The organism is Enterocloster sp. OA13 (assembly GCF_022440595.1).
Lineage (GTDB): Bacteria > Bacillota > Clostridia > Lachnospirales > Lachnospiraceae > Enterocloster > Enterocloster hominis.
In genome coordinates this window covers 3,686,994-3,706,031 of record NZ_JAKNTF010000001.1, presented here as the reverse complement: position 1 = coordinate 3,706,031, position 19,038 = coordinate 3,686,994, and the positions used below count along the sequence as shown (strand labels likewise).

General features: G+C 50.8%; 15 protein-coding genes. 10 read left to right on the top strand and 5 right to left on the bottom strand.

The window, feature by feature from the left end:
* The first annotated feature begins 192 nt into the window (after positions 1-192).
* The 5 genes from nrdD (at position 193) to MCJ35_RS16430 (ending at position 7,785) form a co-directional block, all read left to right on the top strand.
* A complete protein-coding gene (gene nrdD, locus MCJ35_RS16450; RefSeq protein WP_025486372.1) occupies positions 193-2,352 on the top strand; it encodes an anaerobic ribonucleoside-triphosphate reductase in 2,160 nt (719 codons plus the stop codon).
* Between the two features lies 1 nt (position 2,353).
* Entirely contained in the window at positions 2,354-2,878 is a 525-nt protein-coding gene (nrdG, locus tag MCJ35_RS16445; RefSeq protein WP_025486373.1) for an anaerobic ribonucleoside-triphosphate reductase activating protein, read from the top strand.
* 163 nt (positions 2,879-3,041) lie between these two features.
* Positions 3,042-5,924: a hybrid sensor histidine kinase/response regulator gene (locus MCJ35_RS16440; RefSeq protein ID WP_025486374.1), complete on the top strand. Its 2,883-nt coding sequence runs from the start codon at positions 3,042-3,044 to the stop codon at positions 5,922-5,924.
* Positions 5,925-6,122: 198 nt separating this feature from the next.
* Entirely contained in the window at positions 6,123-6,326 is a 204-nt protein-coding gene (locus tag MCJ35_RS16435) for a 2-C-methyl-D-erythritol 4-phosphate cytidylyltransferase (protein ID WP_240299577.1), read from the top strand.
* 7 nt (positions 6,327-6,333) lie between these two features.
* Positions 6,334-7,785: an IS4 family transposase gene (locus MCJ35_RS16430; protein ID WP_240299576.1), complete on the top strand. Its 1,452-nt coding sequence runs from the start codon at positions 6,334-6,336 to the stop codon at positions 7,783-7,785.
* A gap of 289 nt (positions 7,786-8,074) precedes the next feature.
* Here the strand turns inward: MCJ35_RS16430 and MCJ35_RS16425 are convergent, their stop codons facing one another.
* Positions 8,075-8,983: a helix-turn-helix domain-containing protein gene (locus MCJ35_RS16425; RefSeq protein ID WP_025486375.1), complete on the bottom strand. Its 909-nt coding sequence runs from the start codon at positions 8,981-8,983 to the stop codon at positions 8,075-8,077.
* Positions 8,984-9,185: 202 nt separating this feature from the next.
* On the opposite strand from MCJ35_RS16425, the gene MCJ35_RS16420 reads away from it, so the two are divergent.
* From MCJ35_RS16420 to MCJ35_RS16400, 5 genes are all read left to right on the top strand, one after another.
* Positions 9,186-10,175, top strand: a complete 990-nt coding sequence (locus tag MCJ35_RS16420) for a 2-hydroxyacid dehydrogenase family protein (RefSeq protein ID WP_240299575.1) — start codon at positions 9,186-9,188, stop codon at positions 10,173-10,175.
* 1 nt (position 10,176) lies between these two features.
* Positions 10,177-11,514 (top strand): mandelate racemase/muconate lactonizing enzyme family protein, encoded by a 1,338-nt coding sequence (locus MCJ35_RS16415; RefSeq protein ID WP_025486377.1) that lies wholly within the window; start codon positions 10,177-10,179, stop codon positions 11,512-11,514.
* Between the two features lie 31 nt (positions 11,515-11,545).
* Positions 11,546-12,202, top strand: coding sequence for an RraA family protein (locus MCJ35_RS16410; protein WP_025486378.1), 657 nt, complete (start codon positions 11,546-11,548; stop codon positions 12,200-12,202).
* A gap of 45 nt (positions 12,203-12,247) precedes the next feature.
* Complete coding sequence (locus tag MCJ35_RS16405; protein ID WP_008718294.1) at positions 12,248-13,636, top strand: hypothetical protein; 1,389 nt, start codon at positions 12,248-12,250, stop codon at positions 13,634-13,636.
* A gap of 215 nt (positions 13,637-13,851) precedes the next feature.
* Positions 13,852-15,162 carry an MATE family efflux transporter gene (locus tag MCJ35_RS16400; protein WP_240299574.1) on the top strand — a complete coding sequence of 437 codons (1,311 nt, stop codon included), beginning with the start codon at positions 13,852-13,854 and terminating at the stop codon, positions 15,160-15,162.
* Here the strand turns inward: MCJ35_RS16400 and ribH are convergent.
* The 4 genes from ribH to ribD are packed head-to-tail and all read right to left on the bottom strand — an operon-like array spanning position 15,159 to position 18,684.
* Positions 15,159-15,656, bottom strand: a complete 498-nt coding sequence (ribH, locus tag MCJ35_RS16395; RefSeq protein WP_025486379.1) for a 6,7-dimethyl-8-ribityllumazine synthase — start codon at positions 15,654-15,656, stop codon at positions 15,159-15,161. The two genes, MCJ35_RS16400 and ribH, sit on opposite strands and share 4 nt — an antisense overlap.
* Before the next feature lie 12 nt (positions 15,657-15,668).
* A complete protein-coding gene (locus MCJ35_RS16390; RefSeq protein WP_025486380.1) occupies positions 15,669-16,883 on the bottom strand; it encodes a bifunctional 3,4-dihydroxy-2-butanone-4-phosphate synthase/GTP cyclohydrolase II in 1,215 nt (404 codons plus the stop codon).
* 44 nt (positions 16,884-16,927) lie between these two features.
* Entirely contained in the window at positions 16,928-17,590 is a 663-nt protein-coding gene (gene ribE, locus MCJ35_RS16385; protein ID WP_025486381.1) for a riboflavin synthase, read from the bottom strand.
* Positions 17,572-18,684, bottom strand: coding sequence for a bifunctional diaminohydroxyphosphoribosylaminopyrimidine deaminase/5-amino-6-(5-phosphoribosylamino)uracil reductase RibD (gene ribD / locus MCJ35_RS16380; RefSeq protein WP_025486382.1), 1,113 nt, complete (start codon positions 18,682-18,684; stop codon positions 17,572-17,574). The genes ribE and ribD overlap by 19 nt, the downstream gene beginning before the upstream one ends.
* Positions 18,685-19,038 lie beyond the last annotated feature (354 nt).

The following is a 19,038-nucleotide window of genomic DNA, read 5'->3' as shown; positions in this document are numbered from 1 at the left end:
TTTCAAGCGTTTTACTGAAATACATCCTATCGTATATATTCCCCTTGAAAAACACAACATTTAGTGCTAAAATCATATACTGTTGCACAAGCAACAGATTTTTCCAGGATTATATGATAGGATACAGATACACCGGACCGCGGGGGACGCGGCGGCGTATGAGAGTAGACGGATAAAAGGAGTGTAGTGACAATGAAGATTATCAAGAGGAATGGCGCGGAGGAAGATTTTGACATAAATAAGATTGTGGTGGCTGTCTCCAAGGCCAACGTGGCAGCGGGCAAGAGCAAGCTGAGCATGGAACAGATCAAGGACATTGCGGATTATGTGGAGTACAAATGTGATAAGCTGAACCGTGCAGTATCAGTGGAGGAAATCCAGGACATGGTGGAGAACCAGATCATGTCCACAGGCGCTTTTGAGCTGGCGAAGGATTATGTAAGGTACCGCTTCCAGCGCTCCCTTATCCGTAAGGCCAACACCACGGACAACCGTATCCTTTCCCTGATTGAGTGCAATAATGAGGATGTGAAGCAGGAAAATTCCAACAAGAACCCGACGGTCAACAGCGTGCAGAGGGATTATATGGCGGGCGAGGTCAGCAAGGACCTGACCAAGAGGATGCTTCTTCCCCAGGATATTGTGGAGGCGGACAAGGAGGGAATCATACATTTCCATGATTCCGATTATTTTGCCCAGCACATGCATAACTGCGACCTGGTAAACCTGGAGGACATGCTTATGAACGGCACGGTCATCAGCGAGACCAGGATTGAGAAGCCCCACAGCTTTTCCACGGCCTGTAATATTGCCACCCAGATCATTGCCCAGGTAGCCAGTAACCAGTACGGCGGACAGAGTATCAGCCTGGCACATCTGGCTCCTTTTGTGGACGTATCCAGAAAGAAAATACATGCGGAGGTACTGGAGGAGGTTAAGACATTCGGCTGCACCCCTTCCGAGGAAGCCATCCGCCAGGTGGTGGAGAACCGGCTGCGCAAAGAGGTAATCAAGGGCGTGCAGACCATCCAGTACCAGGTCATAACCCTGATGACCACCAATGGACAGGCGCCTTTCCTGACTGTGTTCATGTACCTGAATGAAGCGAAGAACGAGAGGGAGAAAAAGGACCTGGCCCTGATCATCGAGGAGTCCTTAAAGCAGCGCTACCAGGGCGTTAAGAATGAATCAGGGGTGTGGATCACGCCCGCGTTCCCCAAGCTGATTTACGTGCTGGAGGAGGATAACATCACTGAGGGCACCGAGTACTATTACCTGACGGAAATGGCTGCCAGATGTACTGCAAAGCGTCTGGTTCCCGACTACATTTCCGAGAAAAAGATGATGGAACTGAAGGAAGGCAACTGCTTCCCTGTCATGGGATGCCGCAGTGCCTTAAGCCCCTGGAAGGATGAGGATGGCAATTATAAGTTCTACGGCCGTTTCAACCAGGGCGTGGTCACCATCAACCTGGTGGATGTGGCGCTGTCTTCCGGCGGGGACATGGATGCGTTCTGGAACATATTCGATGAGCGCCTGGATCTTTGCTACCGCGCGCTGATGTGCCGCCATAACCGTCTGAAGGGCACGCTTTCAGATGCGGCGCCTATCCTCTGGCAGAACGGCGCGCTGGCGCGGCTTAAGAAGGGGGAGACCATTGACAGGCTGCTGTACGGCGGGTATTCCACCATCTCCCTTGGATATGCGGGCCTCTATGAGTGCGTGAAGTATATGACAGGCAAGTCCCACACCGACCCGGAGGCAACGCCGTTTGCCCTGGAGGTCATGGAGTATATGAACAAAGCCTGCAACCGCTGGAAAGATGAAACCAATATCGGGTTCAGCATCTACGGTTCACCCATTGAAAGCACCACCTACAAGTTTGCAAAATGCCTCCAGAAGCGTTTTGGCATCATTGAGGGAGTGACGGACAGGAGCTATATCACCAACAGCTATCACGTGAATGTGTCAGAGGAGATTGACGCATTTGCAAAGCTGAAATTCGAATCCCAGTTCCAGGCCCTTTCCACAGGCGGCGCCATCAGCTATGTGGAGGTCCCCAACATGCAGAATAATATTCCGGCCGTGCTTCAGCTGATCCGCTACATTTATGACAATATCATGTATGCGGAACTGAATACAAAAAGCGATTTCTGCCAGGAATGCGGCTTTGACGGGGAAATCCGTATTGTGAACGATGACAGCGGCAAGCTGGTATGGGAATGCCCCAAGTGCGGCAACCGGGATGAGAACAAGCTGAATGTGGCCCGCAGGACCTGCGGTTATATCGGAACCCAGTTCTGGAACCAGGGAAGGACCCAGGAGATAAAGGAAAGGGTGCTGCATTTATAATATGAATTACGGGACAATCAAAAAAAATGATATCGCCAACGGGGAGGGCGTCAGGGTATCCCTGTTTGTGTCAGGATGCACACACCATTGCAGGAACTGTTTTAATGAGGAGGCTTGGGATTTTTCATACGGAAATCCCTTTACTCCTGAGACAGAGGAGGAGATACTGGACGCCCTGTCACCGGATTATATTAACGGCCTGACGCTTTTGGGCGGCGAGCCTTTTGAGCCGGAGAACCAGAGGACGCTGCTGCCGTTTCTGAAACGGGTAAGGGAGCGTTTTCCTGAGAAGGATATCTGGTGTTATACAGGATATCTCATGGATAAGGAACTTCTGGAAGAGAGCCGGGCCAGGTGTGAGGTTACGGACAGGATGCTGGGCATGATCGATGTGCTGGTGGACGGTAGGTTTGTGGAAGGGTTGAAGGATATCAGCCTTCCTTTCCGCGGTTCCTCCAACCAGCGTATCATTGATGTGAGGGCATCTTTGGAAAATAGTGGAATTGTCATGAAGAAACTGTCCTGACAGAGCCGGATAAGTTAGAAAAAGTTGAAAATATAAGATTATCTGCCTCCCTGCGCGTTGCGTTTGGCCTGCTGAAATGTTATACTGGATTAGTTATGGTATAGATGAGCGGTTCACACGGAAATCAGCCGGGAGGCTTTTATTATGAGGTTTAAAAGAGAGTATGGGTAATAGGTCTAAGGAAGAAATAGAGGGATTTGCCAGGAAGATCCTGACCAGGTATTTCTGCGATTGTGATGTGGAATTCCTTATATCCACATTTACAGATGATATTGTATGGCTTGGGGCCGGGGAGAGGCAGAAGGCAGAGGGGAAGGAAGCTGTGGCTGCCTGCTTTAGGGCTGGAAAGGATGAATTATCGCCATGTGACATGTTTGACGAAGTCTATGAAACCAGGAATCTGGGGGGCGGCAATTACCTGTGCGAGGGGATGAGCATGCTCCGCTCCAAGGCTGGAACCGGGATATTCCTGAATATCCATCAAAGGATTACCTTTATCTTCCAGGAACATGAGGATGGGCTTAAGACAATCCACATACATAATTCAGCGCCTTTTAAGGATATACAGGAGGGGGAGCTGTTCCCCCTGGAGGCCGCCACGCAGGCATATCAGAGACTGGAGTCAGTTCTGGAGAAAAAGGAGCAGGAGTATAAGCAGCAGGCGGATTTCCTGTCGCAGCTGTATAACTCGGTGCCATGCGGGATCCTGCAGTTTTCCACGGACCCGGAACACAGGATCATCAATGTGAACCGGATGGTGTGGGAAGCATACGGGTTCGGATCAGAGGCGGAATACCGTTCCGTCATCAGAAGTCCCTATGACCTGGTATCGGACCAGGACAGGAAATGGATTGAGGACCTGGTGGACGGCCTTGTGCTGGACGGGGACACGGTGGCCTATATACGCCAGGGGGTCCGCAGGGATGGCAGGCAGATATGGATCAGCGTGGTTATGGGAAGGATTGTCAATGCGGACGGTCTGGAAGTGATACAGGCCGTATTTACGGATATCACTGAACTCAGGCGCATGGAGCTGGAACAGGAACGCCAGCAGATGATTGAGAACAGGTCCCTGCAGGCAGCCATCTGTACCGCATACCCCCTGATCATGAGCGTGAACCTCACAAGGGATACATTTAACTGCTTCATCGAAGGGCAGGAGCTTTATGCCGGTAAGCGCCAGGGCAGCTACTCCGGGATGCTTGAATATTTCTGTCCCCTTGTATATCCTGCTTATCAGGAAGATTATATCAGCCATTTTAAGCGGGAACATGTGATGGAGCGCTTTGCGGCCGGGGAACGGGAAATCTATATGGAGTTCCGGCAGATTGGGAAGGACGATGAATACCACTGGATTTCCCTGCAGATCATCTATGTGGAGAACCCGTTTAATGGTGACATGCTTGCCATTATCCTGGTCAAGGTCCTGGATGCCCAGAGGGCGGAACAGGCCCGCCAGGAGCAGCTTCTCAGGGACGCTCTTGCATCGGCCAAGGCTGCCAACAGGGCCAAATCCGATTTCCTTTCCAGGATGAGCCATGATATCCGCACGCCCATGAACGCCATCATCGGCATGAGCACCATCGGCCAGCTGAAGCTGGGGGACGATAGGAGCGTGCAGGATTGTTTCCGGAAGATTGACGCTTCCTCCAGGTACCTGCTGTCCCTGATTAACGACATACTGGATATGTCCAAGATAGAGACAGGGAAGATGGAACTGTCCCAGGAATATTTTGATTTTGCCGAACTGATAGGGGAGATTGACCAGATTGTCTACCCGCAGGCGCAGGAAAAGAAAATCCGGTACGAGATTTACCATGAGGAACCCCTGGAACAGTACTATGTGGGTGATTCCCTGAGGGTCAAGCAGATCCTCTTAAACCTCCTGTCCAATGCGCTTAAATTCACTTCGGCCGACGGACTGATACAGATTAATATCCAGGAACAGAAGCGCACCAATGGATTTTCCTATATCCGGTTCTGTGTCAGGGATTCGGGAATCGGTATGTCAAAGGAGTTCCGCAGCCGTATCTTCCAGCCATTTGAGCAGGAGTCCCCGGAGGCTGCCCGCAATAATGTGGGAAGCGGCCTGGGGCTGTCCATTGTCTATAACCTGGTGCAGCTTATGGGCGGGACTATTGAAGTGGAGAGTGAGAAGAACAAGGGGGCTGCATTTACAGTGACCATTCCCCTTAAGTTGGTGGAGGACGATGAGCAGAAGGAGAGGCAGAGGAAGCAGCAGGAACTGTTAAACGGTCTGGCCGTCCTGGTGGCGGATGATGACCCGGTGGTGGGGTGCCAGTGTACCGAAATCCTAAAGGACGCCGGAGCTAATTCTGTCTGGGTGGACTCGGGCTTTAAGGCGGTGGAGGAAGTGGAACGCCAGCTCAGGCATGGCAGGTACTATGATATTGCCCTGATTGACTGGCAGATGCCGGATATGGACGGTGTGGAGACCGCCAGACGCATCCGCAGGCTGGTGGGACCTGATACCACGATCATCATGATATCGGCCTATGACTGGAGCTTCATAGAGGAGGACGCCAGGAAGGCCGGGGTGGATTGTTTCGTACCAAAGCCGCTGTTCAGGAATTCCCTGTTTGATGCATTTGCAGGAGCCGTGAGGCGGAGCCATCCTGAGGAGGAACGGGTGGAAAAGACGGATTTCCATCACTGCCGTATCCTGCTGGCGGAGGATAACGAGCTGAACCGGGAGATTGCCAAGACCTTGCTGGAGATGTATGGCATGGAGGTGGAGGCTGCCCGGGACGGCCAGGAGGCAGTTGCCCTGTTTCGGGATAACGCCCCGGATCATTACCAGGCAGTACTTATGGATATCCGGATGCCTGTCATGAACGGCATGGAGGCAACCCGGTCCATCCGCGGACTGGAACGCGGGGATGCAGGGCAGATTCCGATTCTGGCCATGACTGCCAATGCATTTGAGGAAGACAGGATGGCAGCCATGGAGGCGGGGATGACAGGATATCTGGTCAAGCCGTTGGATATAAAGGTGGTTTTGGATGAACTTAAAAAGTATATATAGACATGGGAACCATGAAGAAAGGGACTTGCTGATGCAGGTCCCAATGGCATCAACCAGTTATAAAAAATAAACAAAAGTCCTGATCCATTTTGGGGGTCAGGACTTTTGTTTATGTCGAAATGTAGTATAGTGCTTTTTGTTAAAAGTTGATAAAATAAGTATTTTAATGTATATTTGTAGTATAGAAAGGAGACTTATATGTTTATTAAAGTTGTACCTAATGTCAAGGGCAATCAAAATACCTGCTTCTGCTACCTTGTGGAATCCTACCGCGATCATGGCAAGATTAAACACCGCACTCTTAAGAATTTCGGCCTTCTTGAGAATGAGCAGGTGCCGTATCTGAAAGCTATGTATGCAAAAAAGAAACCTCGTCTGATTTATGATGACGAGGGGGCGTAGTATAGAAATGATAGACATCAAGCGTGCGCTGGAGGCACTTGATTGGCTTCTCAGTTCTCCCGATACCGCCAGCGCTGCAAGAACAACCATACGAGGATTTACACAGTCAAGAAAGATATCCTTGCGCGATGTACTTCTTTTCTATGTATTTCGGTCTGCCGAAACCACAAACAAGGACATGGCTCTTTACTTTTCAAAGCTTGAAAAACCGAACGTTTCAAAACAGGCTATGTTTAAGGCTCTAAACAAACTTAATCCCGATGTGTTTCCCTTTATCATACACTCTTTTGCCAAAGAATTCTATATGCATCAGGAATATCATACACTGGATGATTATCTGATACTTGCCTGTGATGGCTCGGTACTTGACCTGCCCAATTCATCAGAATTAAGAGGGTATTATGGTGGGGTAACAAACATGTACATAAAAGATAATAGCCAGGTAAAGAAACCACAGGCAAAGTGTTCGATTCTGGTTGATGTTTTAAATCATGTAATCCTTGATTCTGTCATAGCGCCATACAAAACCTCCGAGCTCCCAATGCTATTTGAACATTTAAAGAATTGCGAGGAGGTTCTTCAGGGAAAGAAAATCATTCTGCTTTGTGACCGCTATTACGGTTCTGCTGATTTATTCCTCTATAATGCCCTGAAAGATTACAAGTTTATTGTGCGAGGCAAAACAAATTTCTACAAAGAGTATGTCAACAGCATTGAAAGAGACGGAATCATCGAAGTCCCCTTTAATCGGGCATGGATCAAACGTTTGAAATATGAGGATAACAGGGCTTATGCGGAGCGTGTTGGGGCTTTATCACTTCGCGTGATCAGGAATACGTATGAGTATACATTGACTGATGGCAAAACCACTACCCCCCCGACCGTTACAGACTCTATTTATTTTACGAACCTGGAATCTAACTCATTTTCAACAGAACGTATCTTAGAGCTTTATCATGTACAGCGTTGGGATAATGAAACCGTATACTTTGATATCAAAAACCATCTGGAAGCCGAACGTTTTAATTCCACAAAATATAATATCGTTATAAATGAGATTTATGGAAAAATACTTTGTTTCTCAGTTTGCGGTTTGTTTTATGAAGCAGCATGTGAAGATAGTAAAGAAAACAGTCACATAAGAGAACCATCCAACAAATATGAATATATTCCCAACATGAAGAACATAACAGATACCCTTCGGGCAGAACACCGGTTTCTAAAGCTGCTGTCAGATTTCAAGATGTATGAGCGTGAGATTATGCCAGCAGAATACCTTTCGAGTTTAGTCAGAGATTTTGCTAAAACAAAAGTGCCAGTCCGACCTGGAAGGCATTATCGCAGATGGGGGCGTTGGATGACCTGGATACCAACAGCAAAGTTTAGAGTTGATGGCAGACGCAATCCTCCAATCAAGAAACTCTATAATGGTCCCGGATACCTTACTACGCAACGGTAGCAGAATGCAGAAGTAGTATAGAAACATATATTTCATATATTTTTTAAAGTTAGTGTTGAAATACAGGGGTATCTCTGCGCTTTTTTTTGATGCAAAAAACCAGTTCGACAATTTGACGAACTGGTTGATGCCATTGGGACTTGCTGATGCAGGTCCCTTTCATATTGCGGCAGCATGAAACGGATGTGCACCCGGCATTTCCGGCATTTATAAGAACCATATCAGGATGATCCTGCATGTTTTCCATAAAAAAATGAAAATCCCTCTTGACTATTTGGTGGCGCCGGATTTAGGGAAGGCTGTTCCGATACTGCCGTGGAGTGATTCCGGTGACTGCCTTGAATTTTTTTGAAAAGTAAAAACTGTCCTTGAAACCTGTCTGTGCTGCGATATCCGAAACGGACAGGGGTGTCTCTGCCAGCATTTCCCTGGCAGCTTCTATTCTTACACGGTTAACGTAGGCCATGGGGGACAGTGAGGTATAGTGGTTAAAAAGTTTGATGACATAACTGGGACTGAGATTTACAGTACTGCATAGGCTGTCCAGGGTAATGGGCTCCATGTAGTACTTTTTTATGTAGTGGATGATTTTGTTGAGCCTGCGCGTGTTCATATCCTCCTGACCGGCTTTTTTATTCTGGAGTGCGACTTCACAGAAAAACTGCTGTAGTATATTTTTTTCAGCCCAGAAGTTGATGGAGTCCGTATCAGTCCGGATGTGGTAAATCCTGGATAGTAATTCACGTAATAGGGTGTAGTTGGACATGGCGCGGACCACCGGCAGGTCCATGGGGCCGCTGCAGCGCTCAAACGACCACTCTTCGTTTTCCGGGTAAGGAACGGACTGATAATGGTACCGTGTATTTTCATTATAAAGCCACACCTCATTTTTGTGGACAGCCATGGCGCAGCGCAGGTTGATGGAATAGTAGTCTATAAGCCCTTCCCCGGGAATCAGGTTATAGCGGGTGCCTGCAACCGATGGAATGTAAATCAGATTACCCTCTGTCACGGAATAGGACTGTTCGCCGACGGTTAATGTGCCCTGTCCGCGGGTAATCAGATAAAACTCATGCCGGTCCTCCTGGACAACTTTTCCGCGGTACCATCCGGAGAATTGTTTACGGCGGCTGATGTTTCCAAGATAAGGGACCAAAATCAGATTTTTTGAATGGATGAATGGCTGTAACTCCAGCATGGCTGCCTCCTGTGGGAAATAATGACGTATGGACCAGTATCTTCATTATACCTGCCGTGACCTGTAATGGAAATAGCCGGGGTGAAATATTAGTACGATTTTGTCCATATATTGCAATAAAATCCATGTTATTACCTGGATATATGTGTTATTTTTTCCATATGGGATATGAGATGTAGAATGCAGGAAAGAGAGGATGGACATGTTGAAGGTATTATGTACGAAATGGATTCCGGATGAGTGTGTTCAGGAATATGAGGATGTGTTTGAGTTTATCCGGCCGGACAGGATGAAGGGAAGTTTTAGCCAGACCGAGCTGATGGGAATGATTGCGCAGGCGGAGGTCCTGTTTTCTATTGCAGGCATGCCCGTCACACGTCCTATAATGGACGCCGGGAAATGCCTGAAAATGATTGCTAGTCTGGGAGTGGGGTTCGACCATGTGGACATGGGCCATGCGGACTGTTTAGGATTGCCTGTCATTAACAGCCCTACACAGGTATCGGATCCAACAGCGGAGCATACGGTTGCCTTGATTATGGGGATTTTCCATAACCTGTACCGCTATACGGCCCAGATAAAGAGGGGAGTCTGGTCCACAGAGCCTTTTGGGACAACCCAGACTTCCGTGGCAGGCCATGTGCTGGGCATTATCGGGATGGGGCGGATTGGACGGTGTGTGGGAAGGAAGGCGGCTGCACTTGGCATGGATGTGTCCTACTATGACCCCGTGCGGCTTTCCACGGAAATAGAGGAGAAGGAGGGGTTCCGGTATGGGACGCTGGAGGAGGTGATAAAAGAAAGCGACTGTATTTCCCTGCATGTTCCCTATACAGGAGAAAACCGTCATATGTTTGGCGCATCCGCTTTTGCCCTTATGAAAACCGGTTCTTATTTTGTCAATGCATCCAGGGGAGCGCTGGTGGATCTGAAGGCGCTGGCAGACGCCCTTAAGACAGGTCGGCTAAAAGGAGCGGCATTGGATGTATTCGAGACAGAACCCTATGCGGGCGGGGAACTTGAAGGAATGGAACAGGTCATACTGACGCCCCATGTGGCCAGCGAGACATGGGATGCACGTATTCATATGGCTGGGGAATGTCTGGATGGCGTAAAGAAACTTTCAGAAGGAATCATACCGGATAATGTTGTGAACAAAAAAATATTGAAATACTGGAAGGGGGTCATGTAACGTGCAGACATGTGAAGCAAATATAAAGACAGCATCCTATCCGTCCGGACTTAGGATTACTGATATGAGGTTCACGGATATTGTGGGGGCGCCCATGGACTGCACGGTCCTTCGGATTGATACCAATCAGGGAATCAGCGGATATGGGGAAATCCGGGATTTTTCCAACCGTTTCTATGCGTTGGAACTGAAGCGTCTTATTTTAGGGGAGAATCCTTGCTATATCAATAAGATATTCCATAAGATACGTCAATTTGGAGGTCATGCCCGCCAGGGAGGAGGTGTGAGCGGGATTGAAACGGCATTGTGGGATTTGGCTGGAAAAGCATATGGGGTACCGGTCTATCAGATGTTAGGTGGAAAATGCCGGGATAAGGTGAGGGTCTATTGTGATACGGATGTAAGCGGAAAGCATACAGGGCGGGACATGGGACTTGCACTTAAAAGCAGGATGGAAAGCGGTTATACCATGTTGAAAATGGATCTGGGCGTGGATCTTCTGGTAGATGTGGACGGAGCATTAAATGCACCGCTGGGGTATGTGGAACAGATGAGGAAACATAATCGGGAGGAGCTATCCTTTGGAATTACAGATAAAAACGTTACAGACTTCATGAATACACAGCATCCTTTTACGGGCCTTTCCATTACAGAACTGGGGCTGGACTATCTGGAGGATTACGTGAAACAGGCCAGGGACATGGTTGGTTATGATGTGCCGCTGGCAATCGACCACATTGGTCATGTGAATTACCAGTCATGTCTGAAGCTGGCAAAAAGGCTGGAAAAATTTAATATTTTTTGGATGGAGGATTGTGTGCCCTGGTTCTATACGGACCAGTGGAAGGTGTTAAGTGACAGCACCACGGTTCCTATGTGTACGGGAGAGGATATCTTCGGAAGGGATGCATTCCGGCCCCTGATTGAGAACCGGGCAGTTTCCGTCATTCATCCGGATGTACTGACAGCCGGGGGGATTGGTGAGTCCATGAGGATTATTGAAATGGCGGAGGAAAAGGGAATCGCGGCGGCAGTGCATATGGCGGAGACTCCCGTGGGCTGTATGGCCGCCGCACATGTCTGTACGGCGGCAGGAGATAATCTGCTGGCCATGGAATACCATGCCCACGATGTAGCATGGTGGGACAGCATGGTAAAGGGAAGCAGCAGGCCAATCGTACAGAACGGCTGGCTGGAACTTACGGACCGTCCGGGACTTGGAATAGAGGAACTGGACGATGAGGTACTGGCTGAACATATCAATCCCAAACGGCCTGGGGTATGGGAGAGTACAGAGGAATGGAACCATGAATGGGCCCATGACCGTATATGGAGTTAACGATGTAAAATCCAGCTAAGGAGGAGAAGCCATGTGGAAAAGTGAAGAGGAGATGTTTTCCCTTATGAGGGAGAGGCTGTATACGCCGGTGGTGGGGGACATACTGGATGTCATGGGGTATTCCCACCAGTTCCTGCCGGCAGGAATCCGGCCGTTAAAGGAAGGGATGAAGATTGCGGGAAAGGCATGCACTGTTTTGGAGTGTGATGTATTTGAAGCACAGGAAAAGCCGTTTGGCCTGCTGACGGAGGCTTTGGATCAGTTGGATCAGAATGAGGTCTATCTTGCTACCGGGGCGCATAACAGCGCTATGTGGGGAGAACTGTTGACCGCTGCAGCGAAGATGCGGGGGGCGGTTGGAGCGGTTCTGAACGGCTATACCCGGGACACGCCTCAGGTACTGGACCAGCAATTCCCTGTTTTTTCTGCTGGCTGCTGGGCACAGGACTCCAGTATACGCACCAATGTTATTGATTTCAGGTGTACCATCGAAATTGGCAGTGTCATCATACATGACGGGGATCTGGTATTTGGCGATGTGGACGGGGTGCTTATCATTCCAAAGGCAATTGCAGGGGAATGCATTGAAAAGGCACTTGAAAAAGCAGCCGGGGAAAAGGAGGTAAGGAAAGCCATTGAAAATGGTATGGGCGCAACAGAGGCTTTCCGGATATTCGGGATATTGTAATGATATTTAAGGATGATTCGTCATTTGAAATGGAGGTTAATCGGTATGGAGTATGTAATTGGCATTATTCTGATTTTATCATTTTTCGGATTGGCATATTATTGTGTAAAAGGCTATAATTTATTGATTGGTTTTTTAGTGATGACGGTATTATGGACCGTATTATCATTGGGTGGCACCTTCTTTTTATCGCCTCAGTTCCTGGCGGATAACAGCATTCTGCAGTTTGGCAAAGGAACCGGGACACCCCTGGTGGGAATTTTAAATAAAATTTTCCAGTCGGCATCGGAAAACTGGGGGATTACACTGGTGAATGTGTGCTGGGGAGCTTGGTTTGGCCGGGTGCTGATGGACACGGGCATTGCTTCCACAATCATCCGCAAAGTAGTGGAGTTAGGGGGTGACAGGCCGGTCATCACCATCCTGCTCCTAAATATTGCCACTGCATTTATCTTTACAGCCATGATGGGGGCCGGTCCTGTGATTGCAATCGGTGTTATTGTTCTTCCTATCCTTTTATCACTTGGAATACCTAAAGGAATTGCCATGTTCACATTTATGGCATCCGTGTCCGCTGGTATGTATCTGAATCCTGTGCTGCACGCACAGCTTCGGGCATTTGTGGTATCGGTGGATGGAATGCCTGCCTTTTCCTTTGGATGGTACGCGGCGCATTTTGGGTATATGGCGCTGGTAATCACCCTGGTTGTGGTTAACCTGCTTACCGCATTCTATTTGAGAAAACGCAAAGTCAGTCATGCCTGGGCTGCACGCACCAGTGTTCCTGCCCAGAAGGATGCCCCCATATATGCCCTGATTCTGCCTATCGTACCAGTGGTCCTTAAGATATGGCTGGATTTTTCTGTTATCGGAGGATTCATTATTGCCGGCTTTGCAGCATTGTTTCTTTGCGGCAGGATGAAAGGGACGTTTAAGGAAAACTGTCAGCTGGTCAATAAATTATACTACGATGGTGTGGTGGACACGGCTCCGCTGGTAGGTTTTCTTCTGACCCTGCCTATGTTTAACGCCTGCGCGGCCTATGCATCCCCTTATTTTAATGTGATAATCGGTTCCATCATGCCAAGGAGCGAGCTGGTTGTGTGTGTTGTTTTTGCATTGCTGACAGCATTTGCTTTTTTCCGGGGGCCTCTCACACTGTTTGGATGTGGCGCGGCAACCCTGGGGGTTCTGTCCCATGTGGCAAGCTTTTCTGTCCCATTCCTATTCTGTGTATTTGCAATTCCAGCCATAACGGTGAATGTGGGTTCCTGCATCACACAGTCATGGGTTGCATGGGGGCTGGCTTATACAAAAGTAGAGTCCAGGGATTTCCTGAAGCTTTCAATTCCATTTGCCTATATTACATCCATCTGCCTGTACATACTGACGTTCTTCACTGTGACAGGACTGGGGGCAGAATGGTTTCTATAGTCCTTGAAAATATCACAGAATCATGATAGACTTTATCAAGATATGAATAAGTAAACACAGCTGCCTGCCACCGGGTATGCAGCGCTTATGTGCCTGAACACATTCCGTTAGGTCAAAGAAGGAATGTGTCCGGGCTTTTTTTCGGGAAAATCCAGCCGGCGGCACTGAATCGTGTTTGAAAATTGCTTTCCGCCGGCTGCATAGGGAGGACAGGGATGGGAAAAAACAGCGGAGCTTATGAATTTTTCAGATATGTGGGACTCAACGTGATGGGGATGATCGGGCTGTCATGTTATATCCTGGCCGATACGTATTTTGTATCCAAGGCCCTGGGAACCAGCGGCCTGGCAGCCCTTAACCTGGCTATTTCCGTGTACAGTGTAATCAATGCCACCGGACTTATGATGGGCGCCGGAGGAGGCACCCGGTTTTCCATCTTCAGGTTCCAGGGGCATGAAAGGGAGGCGGGGCAGGTATTCACAAGGACCGTGGGACTGGCGCTGGCAGCGGGAGGCGTGTTCCTTTTAGCCGGTCTTTTGTGCGCGCCCGTCCTTGCGGCTGTCCTGGGGGCGGACGGGGACACCATGGACAATACGGTGGTCTACCTGAGGGTCATCCTCTGCTTTGCCCCCTGTTTCATCATGAACAATACCCTGCTGGCCTTTGTCCGCAATGACGGGAACCCAAAGCTGTCCATGGCAGCCATGCTGACGGGAAGCCTGGCCAATATTGCCCTGGATTACCTGTTCATGTTTCCCTTTTCCATGGGGATGTCCGGAGCGGCCTTTGCGACCGGGCTTGCTCCTGTCATCAGCATGGGGGTGCTTGCCCTGCATCTGTCCGGGAAAAAAAGCTCCCTGTCCATCGTAAGGTGCAGGTGGAGCCTGAGGGAAGCCGTATCCATCCTGTCACCGGGCGTGTCCTCCTTTATAACGGAATTGTCATCCGGCATCGTGCTCATGATGTTTAACCTCATCATCCTGTCCCTGGCAGGCAATACCGGGGTGGCGGCCTACGGCATCGTGGCAAACCTGGCGCTGGTGGTGACCGCTGTATTCACAGGGATTGCCCAGGGGATGCAGCCCCTGGCAAGCCGCAGTTACGGGGCGGGGGATGGAAAGACGTTAAAGCTTGTGTTCCGGTATGGGGCCATCCTTTCCATTGTGCTGGCGGCCGGTATCTATGCCTGCGCCAATTCATGGTGGCAGGGAATCATCGCCATATTCAACAGCGAAGGCAGCCAGGAGCTGGTGCCCATTGCAAGGCGGGGAATCCAGCTGTATTTTGCAGGATTCCTCTTTGCAGGGATTAACATTGTCAGCGCGGCTTTTTTAAGTGCTGTGACCGAAACCGGGAAAGCATTCGCCATATCCATTGTCAGGGGCTGCCTGGCCATCATCCCCCTTGCGTTCCTGCTGCCTGGCATATGGGGGATGGACGGGGTGTGGCTTGCGTTTGTGCTGGCTGAGGCATTGGCCTGCCTGGTGTCCGTGTGGGGAATCAGGAGGGCCGGCGCCGCGCGTTAGGGCGTGCCTGGAAATGCATTCCCGCCAGATGCACCCATCCCACGCATCAGGTTTGCCATCTCAATGGCTCCCATGGCGCACTCATAGCCCTTGTTGCCGGCCTTGGAGCCTGCGCGTTCAATGGCCTGTTCGATATTTTCCGTGGTCAGCACGCCGAACATGACAGGAATCCCGCTTGTAAGGGATACATGGGCAATTCCCTTGGAAACCTCACTGCACACATAGTCATAGTGGCTTGTGCTGCCGCGGATGACGGCCCCAAGGCAGATGACGGCGTCATATCTGCCGCTGGAAGCCATCCTTAAAGCTGCCAGCGGAATCTCAAAAGCTCCGGGCACCCATGCAACGTCAATATTCCCGTCCTCCACGTCATGGCGCCTTAATCCGTCCAGGGCGCCGCTTAAGAGCCTGGAGGTGATGAATTCGTTGAAACGGGCGGCTACAATGCCCACCTTCATGTTGTCCGGTATCAGTTTTCCTTCATATATATTCATAACGGATCCTCCTTATATTGTATTCCTTTCGTAGTGCAGGATGTGTCCCATCCTCTGCTGTTTTGTTTTCAGGTAAAAAAGGTCATGGCCAGTGGGTTCCATCTGGATGGGGACACGTTTTATGATCTCCAATCCGAACCCGGAGAGCTGGTATACCTTGTCCGGGTTGTTGGTCAGCAGCCGCAGGGTCCTGGCGCCCAGGTCCTTGAGTATCTGGGCGCCGATATGATACTCCCGCATATCCCCTTTAAATCCCAGGGCCAGGTTGGCTTCCAAGGTATCCATCCCATGGTCCTGAAGCTCATATGCCTTCAGCTTGTTAATCAGGCCAATGCCCCGTCCCTCCTGGCGCATGTAGAGCAGGATGCCGCGCCCTTCCTTTTCAATCTGTCCCATGGCGGCGGCAAACTGCTGCCCGCAGTCACAGCGCAGGGAGCCGAACCCATCGCCTGTCAGGCATTCGGAGTGTACACGGCATAGAAGATCCCTGCCGTCCCCGATGTCTCCCTTTACCAGGGCAACATGGTGCTCGCCGCTTAGCTTGTCCACGTAGCCGTAAGCGCGGAAGGTCCCGTACCGGGTAGGCATCCTGGTGCAGGCCGCGCGTTCCACCAGGCAGTCATGCTGCTTGCGGTAATCCTGGATGGCTTTTATGGTGGTGATGGCAAGCCCCCAGTGTCCGGCCAGTTCCATGAGCTGCGGTGTGCGCATCATGGTACCGTCCTCCTTCATGATTTCACAGCATAGGCCGCATTCCTTCAGTCCGGCCAGTCGCATCAGGTCCACGGTGGCCTCTGTGTGGCCGGGACGCTCCAGGACGCCGTTTTCCTTTGCCATCAGGGGAAACATATGGCCTGGACGGCGGAAATCCCCGGGCTTTGCACCCTCATCCGCGCAGGAACGGGCCGTGGTCCCGCGTTCCTGTGCAGAAATGCCGGTGGCCGTGCTTATATGGTCCACGGATACCGTAAATGCAGTTTCATGGTTATCGCCGTTGTCCGCTACCATCTGCGGGAATTTAAGCTTCTGGCAAAGCTCCCGGCTCATGGGCATGCAGATAAGACCTTTGCCGTGGACTGCCATGAAGTTGACATTCTCCGTGGTGGCATACTGGGCGGCGCAGATAAAATCGCCTTCATTTTCCCGGTCCTCATCATCCGTGACCAGGATGATCCTGCCCTGGCGCAGGCTTTCCAGCGCCTCCTCTACGGTGTTAAAGTGATACATGATGTTAACCTCCTTTATTTGTGGATTCATATGGATGGGTAAGATTAAAAACCGTTCCTTAATAAAAATTCCTCCGTCACGGCGGACCCGGGATGGCTGTCGTGGCGCGGGACTGTAAGCAGCTTTGCTAGGTATTTCCCTACATATTTCCCCACACAGTCATTTTCCAGATTCACCGTGCTTCCCACTGTCTTACGGACCAGGTTCGTATGGCCGGCAGTGTGCGGGATGACAGATACGCAAAAATCCCGGTCCGTCACCCTGGCAACGGTGAGGCTAATCCCATCCATGGCAATGGAGCCTTTTTCTATGATAAGGTCCAGGATGGAAGGGCAGGTGCGGACGGTGTACCAGATGGCATTGCCTTCCCGTTTTATCATGGAAATGGTTCCGGTGCCGTCAATGTGGCCGGAGACAATATGTCCGCCGAACCGCCCGTCTGCAGCCAATGCCCGCTCCAGATTCACAAGTGCGCCGGGGTTCATGGACCCAAGACCGGTACGCGCCATGGTTTCCGGCATGACATCAGCCGTGAATCCGGTTGATGAGACAGCGGAGGCAGTGAGGCATACGCCGTTAACCGCAATGCTGTCACCGGGCAAGGTGCCGTCTAAGACGGCGCGCGCCCTGATATCCAACACACAGGAGCGGGGGCCGCGGATGGAGGACACCAGGATTCCTGTTTCCTCTATGATGCCTGTGAACAAGGAACCACCCCGCTTTCTAAAAGGATATCCCTGCCAAGGACCGTGATTTTTGGGGGTTCCAGGGAGAAAGCCATTCCGGGCAGTTCCACCCCTTTCCCTCCTACCGGGCAAAGTCCCTTTTCTCCGCCGAAAATCTTTGGGGCAATGTAGGCCTGAAGCTTATGGACAATGCCCTGGTCCAGCGCGGACCAGTTGAGGGCGCTGCCTCCTTCCAGCAGGACGCTGTCAATATCCATCCCGCCCAGGCGTTCCATCAGGAACCTAAGGTCCGTGTGACCGTCCCTTTCGGGCAGGATCAGGATTTCGCAGCCCGCATCCTTAAAGGGAGCCATGGCGGCAGGGTCCTGGCAGCAGGTTGCCAGGATGGTCCTGACATGGGGAGCGGTCCTGACTACGTTGGATGTAAGCGGTGTCATGAGGCGGGTATCGCAGATGATGCGCACCGGATTCCTTCCGCCCGGGATCCGGCAGGTTAACTGCGGGTCATCTGCAAGGATGGTCCCAAGCCCTGTCATGACGGCGCTTAAACGGTTCCTGGTCTTATGGACGTGCTCCCGGGCCTGGTCCCCGGTAATCCATCTGGACAGGCGGCCGGATGTGGCTGTCCTGCCATCCATGGTCATGGCGTATTTCATGACCACATAGGGCTGCCTGGTGCGGATGAAGTGGAAGAAGACCTCATTCTGGCGGATGCATTCCTCCTCTAAAACGCCCTGGATTACTTCAATCCCGTGACTCTTAAGGGCCGCAATCCCTTTTCCCGCAACCAGCGGGTTAGGGTCCCTGGCGCCGATGACCACCCGGCGGATGCCGCTTTTTATGATGGCATCCGTGCAGGGCGGGGTTTTGCCATAATGGCAGCATGGCTCTAATGTGACGTAGAGCACGGCCCCATTGGCTGGCGCGGTCAGGGAGTCAAGGGCGGCCCGTTCAGCGTGGGGACCGCCGTAAAAACCGTGATATCCCTGGCCGATGACGGCGCCGTCCCTGACAATGACAGCGCCCACCAGGGGATTGGGGTTAACGCGGCCCTCCCCTTTTGCAGCAAGGGCAAGGGCGCGGCCCATGTAGATGTTATCGGATGTTTCCGACATTTGGACACCTCCTTTTTATGATGGGAAAATGTAAAAGAATGGAATAAAAAACGCCTTGAACACCAGGTCCAGGGCGGGGGGAAGGGGAATCTTTGAGATATGCCGATATCCGTACATCGATTGGCCTGCATCCACCATCGGATGAATCCGCCATCAGATGCATCCATCATCAGATGAATCCACTATCAGATGCATCCGCCAATCGGGTGAAATCAACATAATACGGTCTGCTTTACATGTTATGATAAAAAATGCCCCGGTATGTCGTCATACCAGGGCAGCCATTAACATTCTTCATACGGATGGGACCAGTCTTCAAATCCATCCCGGACATACTACTGACCGGGATAAATA